Source organism: Paenibacillus phytohabitans (assembly GCF_013141775.1).
Lineage (GTDB): Bacteria > Bacillota > Bacilli > Paenibacillales > Paenibacillaceae > Paenibacillus_AQ > Paenibacillus_AQ phytohabitans.
Genome location: NZ_WHOB01000016.1, coordinates 410,459 through 425,124 on the forward strand (window position 1 = coordinate 410,459; position 14,666 = coordinate 425,124).

Here is a 14,666-nt window from a genome sequence, read left to right on the forward strand (position 1 = left end):
TAAGCATACATCCTCCTGAACCTGCCCTCAGGCCCGGCGGAAATCAAGAGTCTATGCTTAACACGGTTACTTCTATATTAAATTACCTTATAAATTGCACCCGGCAATTGTGTTACCGCTTTTTTTATGATTAAAGATAACAGAACTGAATGCAAATGTCCAAAATCCCACCTCGTGGACGCCAGGAGCTCATCGAGTGTAAAGGGGCCTTGATGCAGTATATGGTAAAGGTGCAACTCCTCACTTGTCAATTTCTTTTCGATTAAGCCATCTCCATCGGAAGGCCCGGAACCGCTTGCCGGAGTCCCTGAAGTACCCTTTCCAGGCAGATAAGCTATGTATTCTTCCACGATATCCGCGGAGCTTGTCACCACCTTCGCACCTTGTTTAATCAGCTCTAATGCGCCTCTGCTCTTGGGCGAGGTGAGCGGACCCGGGACAGCAAACACATCCCTTCCTGCTTCTAGCGCAGCGTCGGCGGTAATCAGGGAACCGCTGCGGCTGTCTGCTTCGACCACCACCGTGCCGAGCGACAGTCCGGCGATAATCCGGTTGCGCTGCGGAAATAATCCGGGATGGCTCGGGGTACCGAGCGGATATTCACTAATCACAAGCCCGACACGTGAAATCTGCTGCTCCAGCTCACGGTTCTCAGGCGGATAGACCTTATCCAGCCCCGTTGCGACCACAGCAATGGTACTTCCGGCTCCCGATAATGCTGCTTCGTGGCAGACACTGTCAATCCCTCTCGCTAGGCCGCTTATAACCGTGAGACCGGCCGCACTGAGCTGTTCAGCCAGCATTTCACCAATCTTGCGTCCATAGGCAGTAGGCACACGGGTTCCAACCATAGCTACAGAAGGACGGGAAGCCAGCTCCAGACGGCCGCGATAATATAAAACCCAAGGCGGCTGGGGGGTTTCCTTTAACTGGACAGGGTACCCTTCATCCAGCAAAGTCACCATCGAAACACCGCTTGCTTCCATTAAAGAGCGGCGCTGCAGAATCCATTCTTCATTAAAGACAGCGTTAAGCCTGGCCGACATTTTGCCGCTGATTCCGGCCCGCTCCCAATCAGTAACGGAACAGGACAAAGCTTCATTCGTCAAAAGTCCCGCCTGGCGTATTCTGTCCATACTTTTCCATCCAATGCCTTCTACTTCATTTAAACCGAACAGCAGATCCCGCGTTTCCATATGCATTCTCTCCTATACGGAAGGGCCAGCCTTCCTTAATGATTACATAAACTGCCGAAAAAAGACAAAAAAAGCAACCCTTCACCCCGGTACTCCGGGACAAAAGGTTGCTTACCTTTAAAATGATTATACATGAATCAGCGGTAAAAGCAGTGATCTTTGTGTGATTCTGCAGGCTGAGCTCTAGTGAGTGGTGAAAGCATTCAGAATGCCGCGTTCCTCAAGCACACTGACGAGTGTAGAGCCCATCTCCGCAGGCGTTGGCGCGACCTTGATCCCGCAGGACTCCAGCACAGCGATCTTCTCGCTGGCCGTTCCTTTGCCGCCTGAAATAATCGCCCCGGCATGGCCCATCCGTTTGCCGGGAGGTGCAGTAACGCCCCCGATAAAGCCGACTACAGGCTTTGTCATATTCTCTTTAATCCACTCAGCCGCCTCTTCCTCCGCTGTCCCGCCGATCTCTCCGATCATGATGACAGCTTTGGTGCCCGGGTCATCATTAAACAGCTTCAGAATATCTATGAACTCCGATCCCTTGACCGGATCTCCGCCGATACCTACAGCCGAAGACTGGCCGATACCACGCTCCGTCAGCTGATGTACAGCTTCATAGGTCAGGGTTCCGCTCCGCGAGACAACCCCTACATAACCCGGCATATGAATATAACCCGGCATAATCCCGATTTTACATTCTCCAGGCGTGATTACCCCCGGACAGTTGGGACCGATTAATACAGTAGAACGTCCCTCCATATATCTTGATACTTTAACCATATCCAGCACGGGAATGCCTTCTGTGATACAAATGACGAGCTCCATTTCAGCATCCACAGCTTCCATAATCGAATCTGCAGCAAAAGCCGGCGGAACATAAATCACACTCGCGGTTGCACCCGTGGCAGCTTTGGCGGCAACGACCGTATCAAATACCGGAAGACTGGCTTCCGTGCCATTTTCAAGAGTGATCTGAACAAAGGTTCCTCCCTTGCCCGGGGTTACCCCGCCTACCATCTGGGTGCCGTAATCCAGTGCCCCTTTAGTATGAAATAAGCCCGTAGCGCCCGTAATTCCCTGTGTGATGACTTTTGTATGTTTATCTACAAGAATGCTCATGCGTCAGGTCACATCCTCACTTTTATTGTCGAATATTACACCAGAGCAACAATTTTACGGGCACCGTCAGCCATGGAATCGGCAGCAACAATATTCAGTCCCGATCCGGCGAGAATTTCTTTGCCCAGTGCTACATTCGTGCCTTCAAGACGTACAACCAGCGGCTTCGTTAACCCGAGCTGTCTTGCTGCCTCAACTACACCGGTAGCAATGACATCACAGCGCATGATTCCGCCGAAAATATTAACAAAAATCCCGCTTACCTTATCATCCGAGAGGATGATTTTGAAAGCTTCGGTTACCTTCTCTGTGGTTGCGCCGCCCCCTACATCCAGGAAGTTGGCCGGCTCTCCGCCGTAATATTTAATAATATCCATGGTAGCCATCGCAAGCCCCGCCCCATTCACCATACAGCCGATGTTGCCGTCAAGCGCGATATAGCTAAGATCGTATTTGGAAGCTTCAATCTCTTTGGTATCCTCTTCGTCCAGGTCACGGAGCTCCAGAATATCCTTATGCCGGAACAGCGCATTAGAATCGAAATTCAGCTTGGCATCAAGCGCCATCACATTTCCGTCAGCCGTTACAACCAGCGGATTAATCTCCGCGATGGAGCAATCTTTATCCACAAAAGCCAGATATAGCGCTTGCATGAACTTGACCGCTTTATTTACCAGCTCTGAAGGTATGGCTATGCTGTAAGCCAGTTTACGCGCCTGGAAGGTCTGCAGTCCCACTGCCGGATCAATGATTTCCTTGAAAATCTTCTCCGGATGTGTGGCCGCCACCTCTTCGATCTCTGTACCGCCTTCCTCGGAAGCCATCATGACTACCCGCCCGGAACCACGGTCTACAACCAGTCCGATATAATACTCTTTAACAATCTGGCAGCCCTCTTCAATCAGCAGCCGCTTCACTACCTTGCCTTCGGGTCCCGTCTGGTGGGTGACCAGCGTCTTGCCGAGGATTTCAGCCGCATAGGCACGAACCTCATCACTGTTCTTCGCCACCTTGACGCCTCCGGCTTTACCGCGTCCGCCTGCATGAATCTGAGCTTTGACTACAACTACCGGTGTACTCAGCGCTGCGGCAGCTTCCACTGCTTCCTCCACTGTATAAGCTACTTTTCCGTTCGGTACGGCTACGCCGTACTTCTTAAGTACTTCTTTTCCCTGATACTCGTGGATATTCATACCGGAAGCCTCCTAAAGTGTTGCGGTGACCTGTGCAGGCAGCCTGCGGCCATTCCGCATTCCGTTTTGATTGTCCAAAGCCGGGTCCAGACCGGTGAAAACTGGCAATATCCCGGCACATGCAGAAAACCGCCGCCTGAATATTAAATCCGCAAACGGTACAGTTTTCTGCTAGTGGCATATAGAACATATTACAGAGTGATATCTATAATTACCTATATGCCAGAATGTGAAACCCAGAATATTGTAACATGTTTTATAAGCGCTTTCCTTAAAAACTTTCACTATTTATACATACATTTTCGCTCGATTTCATGCCGGAATGCGAACGATTGCATTGACTTTGTGCTGATAGACTATTTCGAATTGCTAATATTGCTCTCATGAACACGGGCAAGCAGGTCTTTGAACTGGCCAAGCAGTCCAACAAACTCCTCGGGGGAGAGCATGGTGCCTTCGGCCATTTTGCCGGGAATGCACATCGCATCCTGCTGCAGTGCCAAACCTTGTGCGGTTAATGAAATTAACACCTTCCGCTCGTCCTGCAAAGAACGTTCGCGCAGAATCAGGCCTGCAGCCTGCAGTCTCTTGAGCAGCGGAGTCAGCGTACCGGAGTCCAGGAACAGAGCTTCACCAAGCTCCTTGACCGTACATTGCCGTCTCTCCCAGAGGACAAGCATAACCAGGTACTGCGAATACGTTAATCCGATCTTGTCCAGGTGAGGCTGGTACAGCTTCGTAAATTCACGCGAACAGGCATAAATCGTAAAGCAGAGCTGGTTCTCGAGCATTAGCTCCGGAGGAGTCATAGTTTCTTCTTGCATATCATCTTCACCTGCCTTTGTGACATTAGTTTAACACAATTCATTCACAATATCATGTTAATAGCGGAAAATATATTGACTTTTATTTTAATTGTGTTAAATTAAGTTGTGTACAATACAATATGAAAACGAACGGGAGCGATTTATAATGATGACTATTCAACAGAAAATGTATGAAACTACAGTAAAAGCGGTTGGCGGAAGACAAGGATATATCGAATCTGAAAGTCCTAAGCTAAACCTTACCATCAGCACACCACGCGAAATGGGCGGCGCCGGCGGTGAAGGCACTAACCCTGAGCAGCTGTTCGCAGCAGGCTACTCCGCGTGTTTCGACAGCGCACTGAATATGGTTGCCCGTATGGGTAAAATCAAGATCGAGGGCAGTGAAGTAACAGCAACGGTAAGCTTTGGCAAAGTCGAAGACGGCGGCTTCGGCATTGCCGTGAAGATGGACGTTCTGGTCAAAGGCGTAGATCACGAAACTGCAGTCCAGCTGGTAGAAGCGGCTCACGGCGCATGCCCTTACTCCCGCGCAACCCGCGGCAATATTGAAGTTGAACTGAATGTGCTGTAAGACATACTGCTCAGTATAATTACAAGACCGGGTATACATGTTCTATCCCCAGCCTGCCCTTTATATAGCCATACTTTCTTTAAAGTAAACGCCCTGTCCGGCGGCCCCGGGCAGGGTGTTTGCCGTTGATCGGCAAACTTTATGCTTTGGGTCCCGTGTTAATCTATCCATTTGTCTTCGATTATTCTATCTAACCCGCACTACAATTAACTTTCAAAAGAGTTACTGATGTGCGTTTCCCGGCGGAAACTCAGCACGACTCTTGGGTGACTACCAGCTGATGGAGTGAAATTCCTTTATATATGCAGATACGGCAGATTTGTATGTCAAACAGACTCAGAATCCTTTAGATGACCAGTTCCCGATCATTTCGGGCTCGAATGAACAAGATAACGCTCACTTAGTATTCCTCCTCTGCCGTCACCTGGCGGTCCAGATTACGGTACTGGACAGCTTCGGCAAGATGCGCAGAACCAATCTCCTCTGCCCCTTCCAGATCGGCGATGGTGCGGGCCAGCTTAATGATCCGGTCATGCGCCCGCATGCTGAGGCCAAGACTCTCCAGAATCCGGTTCAGCAGCAAATTTTCTTCATGCCTCAGAACTGCGTAACGGCGTAACGCTGCTCCGGAAAGCTCACTGTTCCAGGAGATCGGCAGGTGCCGGTAACGCTTAGCTTGAATAGCCTGAGCCCGCAGAACGTCCTCACGCATCCGCGCTGTAGACAATGCCGGCACATTCCGGTCCCATTCTTTCGGGCGGGGAACATCAACCTGCATGTCCATCCGGTCCAGCAGCGGTCCTGAGATTTTGGCCCGGTACTGGGCGATTCGTGCCGGACTGCAGGTACATCGCTGCTGTGAGCTGCCGTTCCCGAGAAATCCGCACATGCAGGGGTTCATAGAGCAGGCGAGCAGAAACTGGGCCGGGAAGGTAAACGACGCCCTGGCCCGGCTGATGGTCACTACCCCGTCCTCCAGCGGCTGGCGGAGAACCTCAAGAACCGTGCGGGAGAATTCAGGCAGCTCGTCCAGAAACAGAATTCCGCGGTGTGCCAGGCTGACTTCACCCGGCTTCGGTATTCCCCCTCCACCAATCAGTCCGGCAGCCGAAATCGTGTGATGCGGGGAACGAAACGGGCGGAGGCGCATCAGGCCTCCATTGCTGTCCCTCAGCTTACCGGCGGCACTGAATATCTTCATCACTTCAAGCGATTCATCATCGCTCAGGTCTGGGAGAATGCCGGGAAGTCGTTTAATCAGCATCGTTTTGCCTGTCCCCGGAGGGCCAATCAAGAGGATGTTATGCATTCCGGCAGCGGCAATAGTGAGCGCGCGCTTCACGTGATTCTGTCCAATGACATCACTGTAATCCTCCTTCATCAGATAATCCTCCCGGCTCGGGGCAATAACCTTGTTCCCTTCCGGCTGATATCTCAGATGGTCCAGCGTCAGCACCTGAACTGGCGGGCGGTTCCTCGGGGACGGCTCATTGCTAACCGATACCGGAAACGGCAGCTCTGTCTGCGGCGTGGATAGTTCCGGAACGGCTGAATCAGGCACTTCTGTAGGTAATCGCGGCTCCAGTCCTGGAGCTGGCTCTTCCGCAAACAGAGAAGCCGGAACACCGGCTGCTGACGGTGACAACTCGCGCAAATGTCCGGCTGTATATACACGGATTCCCGTAATCAGCGCTGCTTCGGCAGCATTTCCCGGTGGTACGAGGACTGCCTGAAAGCCTGCCCGGCGCGCTGCCTCAACCATAGGTAACACCCCATTAACCGGACGCAGACTGCCGTCCAGCGCCAATTCTCCGATGAGCAGCATTTTCCCGGCATCCGGCATAATAAGCTGGCCGCTTGTTGTCAGAATCCCCAGGGCGATGGCCAGATCGAACGCCGATCCCTCCTTGCGCAGATCTGCAGGTGCCAGATTGATTGTAACGCGCTGCTGAGGATAGCTGTAGCCGCAGTTTTTAACCGCAGCCCGGACTCTCTCTACCGCTTCCCTCACAGCAGAATCCGGCAATCCGATGATTATCGTCTGCGGAAGCCCGTTCGCCAGATCAATTTCCACGCCGATCATTACGCCTTCAATCCCATACAAACATGCACTATGCATCTTTCCGTACACAAAAAAACACCTCTCCTCCTGAAATACGCCCGGAACGGGCGCTTATTTCCAAGAAAAAGGGTGCTTCCTCTTTTTTCCGTTAGCTTTATTATGTTGAGTATACCTATAGCCCCTGCTATCATGCAAGGACTATTACGCACAAGCTGCTGCACAAATCCCAATTCCCATCCGTCTTGCATAATTGTGCATCTATGACTAGAGAATCAATTTGTTCAGCCTTCCTCACTGGCCACAACGGCATCCCTGATCTGTTCAAAGGACAACGGCGCATAATTCCAATGCTCTACACAAATGTTAAAATGGCTTTTGCCTTCATATTTCTGTCCATGAATATGGCCATGCACATTTACGTAAGGCATATGCTTGTTCATATACATAGGTTCATGGGAGAGCATAAAAAACTCTTTATAAATGATCGGGTATTCACTTACCTCGTCAAATCCGGCTTCCAGCCACCAATTACGCCCGCGTCCGCGGTCATGATTGCCGAGAATCAGGATTTTGTAGCCGTTCAGCGCAGAAATAATATTCCGGGTAGCCTCCTGATTCAAGAAGGAGAAATCCCCCAGATGAAATACCTTATCCCCTTTACCCACCACAGCGTTCCAGCTGGCAATCATCGACTGGTCCATCTCCGCGGCACTGCCAAAGGGACGGGATTCGAAATCTATGATCAGCTTGTGGCCAAAATGATGATCCGAGGTGAAAAAGACATTAGTCAAAACAGCACCCCCATTTCAAGTACTTCAGGAATGGTTCATTTATTCCAGTTTCTCTTGGACGGACGCCGATTCACGTCAACCTGAATCAATTCGGCCAAAGGAGGGGTTTCCTCATGCTCGATCAGCCATTGACGCATTTCCTTAATGGCCTCTACCTGACCGTTCCCCTTATCCTTCCAGGTAAGCAGTTCGATGACATTGATGACCAGTGACAACAGGCTGCTGTTGCTGCTTTCTGTTTTTTCCGCACGCATTTTATGGAATAAAGCCTCATGCTCCCAGTCAATTAATATCTCTTCCGCTATTGCAGGCCGCATAACGGTAAATGTCTTATTACAATTGCTGCAGCAGACAACGGACAGAGGCTCTCCGCCCAATTCCGCTACGACTCTGTGCTCGCAATGCTGGCAAGTAAAACTTACCTGTATATCAATCGGTTGATTTCTCACTCGGACAGCCCTCCTCATGGTGACATTAAAAGTTACACTAATGTTTACCCATTTCTTTCGAGAAATGACCCATGGAGCCCATGATATGTCAAGGATAAATAAGCAAAATCGTTGAACACAGGCAAAAAAAGAGCTAAAATGCCTCACGGATATGCCGTAATGAAGCAATACTTAAATCTCTATTTAGCTGTACGGCGATTACATCAAACGAAATCACCGGGTTATTCAGACCCCGCATATGTAAATACACCTGGGCTGTATTTCTCACCTGGCGGATTTTGCGTTCATCCACTGACTCCTCCGGGGTTCCCTGCACACCAGCCCCGCTCCGGCTGCGCACTTCAATGAAGACAATCCCCTCTTCATATTCTGCAATAATATCAAGCTCTCCGCTGCGGCAGCGCCAGTTGCACTCCCTGATTATGTATCCCCGGGAGGACAGATACAGACTTGCCGCCTGCTCGGCAGCAGTCCCTTTTTGCCTGCGGGTATAATTCGTCCTGTCCGCCCCGTGACTCACTTCGGTCTCCGTTCCCCGGCAGAACGGTCACTCTGATATACATAACTCAGAATCTCCGCGACCAGCTGGTATAGCTGAGGCGGAATCTGCTGATCCAGATCCAGCTTAGAGAGGACCTCCACCAGCGCGGCATCCTCCTGCACAGCAACCCCGTTTTCCTTGGCTTTTTGCAGAATGATATCGGCTACCGAGCCTTGTCCTTTGGCAACAACAACCGGGGCTTCGCTTTGGCCGGGGATATATTTAAGGGCAACCGCCTTTTTGAGGTTCTGTGAAACCTTATGTTCAGACTCACTCATATGCGGTAATCGACTCCTTTGTAGGAATCGGGAACATAATCGGACTGTTTGGCAGGAGCTGCAGCCGTACTCAGCTCGGGCAACGGCTCCGTGCGCAGGCTGGACAGCTGATACCCTATAGATTCAACCGCTGTCTTAATGTCCTCACGGCGCCCTTCCAGCAGCTCCAGCACCCAGGGTTCATTATTATGCAGCTTAAGGCTGACAATCCGGTCAACGACCTGTACGTCTACCATAGTCTGGCCGAGCTGCTTCATATCCAGATCAAACCACAGGCGGCAGTTCGCCGCATCCAGCTCGCCTTTGCGGCCGCGCCGGGACTGGATATGGACGGAAGCCGTCTCCTGGCCGTCCTGCCCCCGCAGCGGCAGGAACATCGTCACCTGCGCGAACGGCGCGGTGCGGTCTGTATTCAGCAGCAGCTGCTGGCCAGTCAGCTGCTGCACCAGCTGGCCCGCGGCTTCCTTGACCGCGGGCGGGACCTCGCTGCTGCCGAGAACCTGCAGCAGCACGCCCTTGAGCGTACCGGCGGCATCCTCCGCGCCGCCGGACGCCCCTTGCAGCGCCGCAGCCGGCAGCGCTGCCTCACGCCCGTGCGCAGCCGCGGCAACGCCGCCGCGCACGGCCTGCTGCTCGTGCTCCGCACCGAGCAGCTTCAGCACCCGCCCCACCCACGACTCCGTGTCGGGGGCGGGCGCCGTGCCCTGCTGCGGCTGCGCAGCCGCAGCAGAGGCGTCCCCGCGCGGCGCAGCGGGGACTTGCCCTTGCCCCGCCGGTGCTGGCGGGGCGGCATTGCCCTGCGGCGGCTGCGCGGCCGCAGGGCCTTCGCCCGCCGCGCCGGAGGCGGGCGGAGCTGTAGCGAGCTGCGGCAGCGTGCCGCGCAGCTCGGTGAGCACGCCCTGCAGCTTCGCGAGCAGGGCGGTCCCCGAGGCAGTGCTCTGCGGCTGCAGAGCACTGTTTACCGGCGCGGCAGCACCCGCACCTTCCCGAGCTCCTGCGGCCTCGGTCCGGCCAGCCGCAGCGGCTCCCGAGCCCTCCCGTGCTGCTGCGGCCTCATTCTGACCAGCCGCAGCAGCGCGGGAGCCTGCCGGGTCAGTGCTGCCGCTTCCTTTGGCAGCTCCTGCTCCAGCAGGCGCGGCACCAGCAGGCTCTGCATCTCCTGCGGACACAGCCTTATTGGCGGACGCCGCCTCGGACAACGGCAGTTTCTGCGCCAGGCCTCCAGGCACTTCCCCCTCTGCTGCAGAATCTGCATTCAAAGCTGCTGCAGCCTGTCCAGCACTTCCAATTGCTTGAGTATTGCCAGCATTGACGTTACCATTATTACTCCCAGTGTTACTTACCATTCCTGATCCAGACTGGGTCTCTACAGAACCGGCTGCCCCCGAAGGAGCATTATTACCTGTTGCGCCAGCTTTCGATGCCGGAAGATCAGCATCTGTATTGGCTCCCGGCAGCACACCAGCCGTTACCGTATTTCCGGTCAGAGGAGCTGTGGTGCCGCCTGTGAGCACTCCTGCCGCAGGTTTATTTCCTCCTGCCGACTCTGCACTCTTACCAGCATCACCTTGCTGAGCCCACACGTTCAGCTCCGATTCCAGCGTGGCCAGCAGCTGGTGCAGCTTCGGACCGAATACCGCCTGCTGCAGCCCCTTCACCGTCTCAGCCGTAACCGGCAATCCGCGCTTCACAGAGATGACGGCCGCTTCCAGCCATTCCGAGGCTGGCACACCAGGCGGCTTGGCATTCATGACGGCATCCAGCTTCGCCGCCGTCTCTTTGGTCAATGCCAATCCGCCGGACTGCATCGCCTGAACAATCTCCCGCCCTGCCTTCGAATTCGTAAGGCCAAGCGATTCAATAGCTTCCCCCATACTCTGCGGTGAGGCGAGGGCCGCTTCACCAAGAGAGACGGGCTTCAGCACCGGCAATCCGTTCTCACCAGGTGTACCCACTTGCAGGTTCAGGGTCTGTCCAGGCGTAAGCGGTGTTTCCAGTTCAGCACGGACAGGCGTCCCCTGAATCTGCACCATGGCTTCCTTGCCCGAATCAGACACGCTGAGTACAACGCCGCGAACAACCTGACCTTCCTTGAGCTCTACAGATTTAGGCTCTCCCGCCTTGCTGTCTCCGAGCAAGCCGCGAATAAGTGATCCGATATTCATGTTGTCCGCCTCCTGTCTTTTCTATATAATATCGGAATTATCTGTCCTTTTGATAACTGCGTATGTCCTTAGAACAATGTCTGCTGCTCGGCAAGAATATTACCGATGAAGCTGCGCCGGTGCATAGGCGTTACACCCAGCGTCTTGATCTGTTCCCGGTGCAGCTTGGTTGCATATCCTTTATGTAATTTGATCCCGTAATCCGGGTATAATTCCTCCCACAAGCCTTCACAGAGCCGGTCGCGTGTAACCTTAGCTACAATCGAGGCGGCAGCAATCGACTGGCTGCTGGCATCCCCCTTGATGATCGAACGCTGCGGCAAGGGCAAGTCCACTTTCTCTGCATCAATCAGTATATAGTCGGGCTGCTGGATTAATCCTTCAACCGCCTTGCGCATAGCTAGACGAGAAGCCTGCTTAATATTTATTTCATCGATCACCGTCGATTCTACATGCCCCACACTTACCGCCAGTGCCTGATCCATAATAATCTCATACAAGGCGTCACGCTTCTTAGCCGTCAGCTTCTTGGAATCATCCACACCCTCAATAATCAGCCCGGCCGGCAAAATTACCGCAGCAGCCACCACATCCCCAAACAAGCAGCCCCGGCCCACTTCATCGACACCGGCAATGTGCTGGTAAGACAATTCCCAGCCTTCTTTTTCATACAACAGCATATCTATCGTGCTCACTTCATCCACCTGCCAATCAACAATTTATCCGGTTCCTCTACTAGCCAGCTTAACATAAGCGGCCATTATGGTCATCCGTCATTATAATGATTTTTTGACTTGAAGCTCAATCGTCCCTGCGGTGAATATTTGAATTTCCGGCCGCTTGGTAACACAGGTTTACTTGATCTAATCCTCTATCCGCAGTTGAAACTGGTTAACACAATTGCTCGCTGTCGCTCCTGCAAGTCCAAAACACTTCTTTTCGCTTTCGTTATTCTTTTGCGTTGCTATCTAGCCTTGCTTGCCATTAAATAGCCGGGTTAGCCGCTGCATCGTAACAGTCTCCCACCTAACAATCCTGCACGAAATACAACATTCCCTTCATTATTTCCGCTCCACACCACAAATGTTGTATAAATTGCAGCATTTTCCCTCCTCCAAGCGACTTAACGGGATTATTGTTGTATTTCCTACAACAATCCAGCAGAATACCCAGTTGTGCATAACCCAAAGTTGCATTAAGTACAACATTTCTCCGCATTCACCCTCATCGTCAACTCCCCGTGCTGCCACGCAAAAAAGAGCCAGTCCACAAACACGGATGGCTCTTCCATTCCACAATTCATTCTTAAGTTACACGTTAAGGCGTCTCCAGCGTAAAGCGTCCAAGCTTGCCGGCGCGCAGTTCATGCAGGAGTGCGCGTGAAGCTTTCTCCAGATCTACGCGTCCGCCGCTGAGCAGACAGCCCCGTTTACGTCCTACCGCTTCCATCACGGCAACGATTTCGTCCGGGTTCTCAAGATCCTCAGGCAGCTTGTCGATACCAAAACGCTCCTGGAACCGGCTGCCGTAATCCTTCACCAGATATTTCACCGCATAGAACGCGATATCCTCAATGTTCAGGATTTCTTCCTTGATCGCTCCGGTTACCGCCAGCTTATAGCCTACAACCTGGTCCTCGAATTTCGGCCACAGGATACCCGGGGTATCCAGAAGCTCCAGATTCCCGCCTGTCTTTATCCATTGCTGGCCCTTGGTGACCCCTGGACGGTCTCCGGTAATCGCGATACTTCTGCCCGCCATCCGGTTAATGAGTGTCGATTTGCCTACGTTGGGAATGCCGACGATCAATGCGCGCATTGCCCGCGGGTTAATTCCCCTGGAAATCTGCCGGTCAATCTTTTCCTTCAGCAGCAGCTTGACCTGCTCAGGAATCTCCTTAATGCCTGTCCCGGTAGAAGCATCCACAGGATAGGCAACATGGCCCTGTTCCTTGAAGTAAGCAAGCCACTTGCGCGTTGCTTCCGGATCGGCCAGATCCGCTTTATTCAGAATAATCAGCCTTGGCTTATCCCGCAAAATATCGTCAATCATCGGATTGCGGCTGGAAAGCGGCAGACGGGAATCAAGCAGTTCTATTGCAATATCAATCAGCTTCAGCTTATCCTCAATTTGCCGTCTAGCCTTCGTCATATGACCAGGAAACCATTGAATGGCCATTGCCGTCACCTCCTTTGACTTCTGTCAGCTTAATGGTTAATTAATGTAATATCTTTGACCGGCCAGAAAATAAGGTCCGCACGGCCGACAATATCACCCAGCGGCACATAACCGATCATCCGGCTGTCTGTACTGTCTGAGCGGTTGTCCCCCATCACAAACACATGTCCTTCGGGCACTGTGCCATCCGTAAAGTCTTCATTCGGGAAGTTCTTATTGTTGTACAAAGAGTTGTTATTATGCGCATCATCAATTGCGCCCTGGATATACGTTTCATTTACCGGTTCGCCGTTCACAGTTACGACATCCCCTTCAACTTTTACCGTATCGCCCGCTACACCGATGACACGTTTAATGAAGTCTCTGCCTTCAGACGGCACATGGAATACAATGACTTCACCACGCTGAGGTGTACGAATATCATAGAGAATTTCATTAACAATAACCCGTTCGCCAGTATGGAAGTTAGGCTGCATGGAAGGTCCGTCCACGATAAACGGTTTGAACAAAAGCCAGCGTATTAGAATAACCAGAACCAATGCAATCGCAATCGCTTTAATCCATTCCAGGACTTCATTCTTAGGCTTCTGGGGGCTCTGGCTGTTAGATTCTGTAATCTCGCCTTGCCCTGGCTGCAAATCCTGCTGCATAGTTCACCGTCCTCTCCATATGTTGTTATCTCCACTATACAATACAAAAAAACTCCTGCCAAAAACTCCCCCGCGATTACTCCTTCAGGAGGCCTTTTCGGAGAAGCTGTTCCTAAGGCACATATTTCTTAGTTGAATGTTTTGATTACATAGTAAGAATAAACGAAAGGGGCTTGAATTCAAGCCCCTTTCACTTGCCGCTATTCTAGCGACGGATTTCTTTAATTCTTGCAGCTTTACCGCGAAGTTCACGAAGATAGTACAGCTTCGCACGACGAACTTTACCACGGCGAGCCACTTCGATTTTCTCGAGCTTAGGGGAGTTGATTGGGAATGTTCTTTCCACACCAACACCATAAGAGATTTTACGAACTGTAAAAGTCTCACCGATACCACCGCCGCGACGTTTGATTACAACGCCTTCGAACAACTGGATCCGTTCACGAGTTCCTTCGATAACTTTTACATGCACCTTCAAAGTGTCACCCGGGCGAAAACTCGGGATATCTTTGCGAAGTTGCTCTTGCGTAATTGCTTGTAGGATATTCATTTAGGACTTCCTCCTTCCGTACAGGTGTTCTTGCCTCTTCCGGAGAGCCATTGCTCTCCCTCATTATCCGCAGAGGACCACCGTATTCCACACAACAGA

Annotated in this window: 15 protein-coding genes; 1 reads left to right on the forward strand and 14 read right to left on the reverse strand. The window is 52.2% G+C overall.

Annotated features, from left to right (window positions below):
- Nucleotides 1-77: 77 nt before the first annotated feature.
- The 4 genes from dprA to GC101_RS03550 all read right to left on the reverse strand — a co-directional run bounded on the left by dprA (nucleotide 78) and on the right by GC101_RS03550 (nucleotide 4,326).
- A complete protein-coding gene (gene dprA / locus GC101_RS03535) occupies nucleotides 78-1,196 on the reverse strand; it encodes a DNA-processing protein DprA (RefSeq protein WP_171716098.1) in 1,119 nt (372 codons plus the stop codon).
- 183 nt (nucleotides 1,197-1,379) lie between these two features.
- Entirely contained in the window at nucleotides 1,380-2,309 is a 930-nt protein-coding gene (sucD, locus tag GC101_RS03540) for a succinate--CoA ligase subunit alpha (RefSeq protein ID WP_171716099.1), read from the reverse strand.
- A gap of 35 nt (nucleotides 2,310-2,344) precedes the next feature.
- Nucleotides 2,345-3,502, reverse strand: a complete 1,158-nt coding sequence (gene sucC / locus GC101_RS03545; RefSeq protein ID WP_171716100.1) for an ADP-forming succinate--CoA ligase subunit beta — start codon at nucleotides 3,500-3,502, stop codon at nucleotides 2,345-2,347.
- Between the two features lie 356 nt (nucleotides 3,503-3,858).
- A complete protein-coding gene (locus tag GC101_RS03550) occupies nucleotides 3,859-4,326 on the reverse strand; it encodes a MarR family winged helix-turn-helix transcriptional regulator (protein WP_042138172.1) in 468 nt (155 codons plus the stop codon).
- A 148-nt stretch (nucleotides 4,327-4,474) separates the two neighbouring features.
- Here GC101_RS03550 and GC101_RS03555 point away from each other — a divergent pair, with 148 nt between their 5' ends.
- Nucleotides 4,475-4,903 carry an organic hydroperoxide resistance protein gene (locus GC101_RS03555; protein ID WP_042214922.1) on the forward strand — a complete coding sequence of 143 codons (429 nt, stop codon included), beginning with the start codon at nucleotides 4,475-4,477 and terminating at the stop codon, nucleotides 4,901-4,903.
- 400 nt (nucleotides 4,904-5,303) lie between these two features.
- Here GC101_RS03555 and GC101_RS03560 read toward each other — a convergent pair whose 3' ends face one another.
- The 10 genes from GC101_RS03560 to rplS form a co-directional block, all read right to left on the reverse strand.
- Nucleotides 5,304-7,034 carry a YifB family Mg chelatase-like AAA ATPase gene (locus tag GC101_RS03560; RefSeq protein ID WP_171716101.1) on the reverse strand — a complete coding sequence of 577 codons (1,731 nt, stop codon included), beginning with the start codon at nucleotides 7,032-7,034 and terminating at the stop codon, nucleotides 5,304-5,306.
- 212 nt (nucleotides 7,035-7,246) lie between these two features.
- On the reverse strand, nucleotides 7,247-7,756 hold the full coding sequence (locus GC101_RS03565) for a metallophosphoesterase (protein ID WP_171716102.1): 510 nt from the start codon (nucleotides 7,754-7,756) through the stop codon (nucleotides 7,247-7,249).
- A gap of 35 nt (nucleotides 7,757-7,791) precedes the next feature.
- On the reverse strand, nucleotides 7,792-8,205 hold the full coding sequence (locus GC101_RS03570) for a hypothetical protein (RefSeq protein WP_171716103.1): 414 nt from the start codon (nucleotides 8,203-8,205) through the stop codon (nucleotides 7,792-7,794).
- A 133-nt stretch (nucleotides 8,206-8,338) separates the two neighbouring features.
- Nucleotides 8,339-8,725 (reverse strand): YraN family protein, encoded by a 387-nt coding sequence (locus GC101_RS03575; RefSeq protein WP_171716104.1) that lies wholly within the window; start codon nucleotides 8,723-8,725, stop codon nucleotides 8,339-8,341.
- Nucleotides 8,722-9,024 (reverse strand): EscU/YscU/HrcU family type III secretion system export apparatus switch protein, encoded by a 303-nt coding sequence (locus tag GC101_RS03580; RefSeq protein WP_039295123.1) that lies wholly within the window; start codon nucleotides 9,022-9,024, stop codon nucleotides 8,722-8,724. Before GC101_RS03580 ends, GC101_RS03575 begins: the two co-directional genes overlap by 4 nt.
- Nucleotides 9,021-11,189: a DNA ligase gene (locus tag GC101_RS03585; protein ID WP_171716105.1), complete on the reverse strand. Its 2,169-nt coding sequence runs from the start codon at nucleotides 11,187-11,189 to the stop codon at nucleotides 9,021-9,023. The genes GC101_RS03580 and GC101_RS03585 overlap by 4 nt, the downstream gene beginning before the upstream one ends.
- Nucleotides 11,190-11,257: 68 nt before the next feature.
- On the reverse strand, nucleotides 11,258-11,869 hold the full coding sequence (locus GC101_RS03590) for a ribonuclease HII (RefSeq protein ID WP_171716284.1): 612 nt from the start codon (nucleotides 11,867-11,869) through the stop codon (nucleotides 11,258-11,260).
- A gap of 637 nt (nucleotides 11,870-12,506) precedes the next feature.
- Nucleotides 12,507-13,367, reverse strand: a complete 861-nt coding sequence (gene ylqF / locus GC101_RS03595; RefSeq protein WP_039309356.1) for a ribosome biogenesis GTPase YlqF — start codon at nucleotides 13,365-13,367, stop codon at nucleotides 12,507-12,509.
- 29 nt (nucleotides 13,368-13,396) lie between these two features.
- Complete coding sequence (lepB, locus tag GC101_RS03600; RefSeq protein ID WP_171716106.1) at nucleotides 13,397-14,017, reverse strand: signal peptidase I; 621 nt, start codon at nucleotides 14,015-14,017, stop codon at nucleotides 13,397-13,399.
- A 205-nt stretch (nucleotides 14,018-14,222) separates the two neighbouring features.
- Nucleotides 14,223-14,567: a 50S ribosomal protein L19 gene (rplS, locus tag GC101_RS03605; protein WP_039309361.1), complete on the reverse strand. Its 345-nt coding sequence runs from the start codon at nucleotides 14,565-14,567 to the stop codon at nucleotides 14,223-14,225.
- Between the last annotated feature and the right edge of the window lie 99 nt (nucleotides 14,568-14,666).

What these genes read in the sequence shown, in the direction of transcription:
- sucD (WP_171716099.1), bottom strand. Translation starts at nt 2,309, where the DNA reads ATGAGCATTCTTGTAGATAAACATACAAAAGTCATCACACAGGGAATT.
- GC101_RS03555 (WP_042214922.1), top strand. Translation starts at nt 4,475, where the DNA reads ATGATGACTATTCAACAGAAAATGTATGAAACTACAGTAAAAGCGGTT.
- dprA (WP_171716098.1), bottom strand. Translation starts at nt 1,196, where the DNA reads ATGGAAACGCGGGATCTGCTGTTCGGTTTAAATGAAGTAGAAGGCATT.
- GC101_RS03585 (WP_171716105.1), bottom strand. Translation starts at nt 11,189, where the DNA reads ATGAATATCGGATCACTTATTCGCGGCTTGCTCGGAGACAGCAAGGCG.
- sucC (WP_171716100.1), bottom strand. Translation starts at nt 3,502, where the DNA reads ATGAATATCCACGAGTATCAGGGAAAAGAAGTACTTAAGAAGTACGGC.
- rplS (WP_039309361.1), bottom strand. Translation starts at nt 14,567, where the DNA reads ATGAATATCCTACAAGCAATTACGCAAGAGCAACTTCGCAAAGATATC.
- GC101_RS03580 (WP_039295123.1), bottom strand. Translation starts at nt 9,024, where the DNA reads ATGAGTGAGTCTGAACATAAGGTTTCACAGAACCTCAAAAAGGCGGTT.
- lepB (WP_171716106.1), bottom strand. Translation starts at nt 14,017, where the DNA reads ATGCAGCAGGATTTGCAGCCAGGGCAAGGCGAGATTACAGAATCTAAC.
- GC101_RS03550 (WP_042138172.1), bottom strand. Translation starts at nt 4,326, where the DNA reads ATGCAAGAAGAAACTATGACTCCTCCGGAGCTAATGCTCGAGAACCAG.
- GC101_RS03590 (WP_171716284.1), bottom strand. Translation starts at nt 11,869, where the DNA reads ATGCTGTTGTATGAAAAAGAAGGCTGGGAATTGTCTTACCAGCACATT.
- ylqF (WP_039309356.1), bottom strand. Translation starts at nt 13,367, where the DNA reads ATGGCCATTCAATGGTTTCCTGGTCATATGACGAAGGCTAGACGGCAA.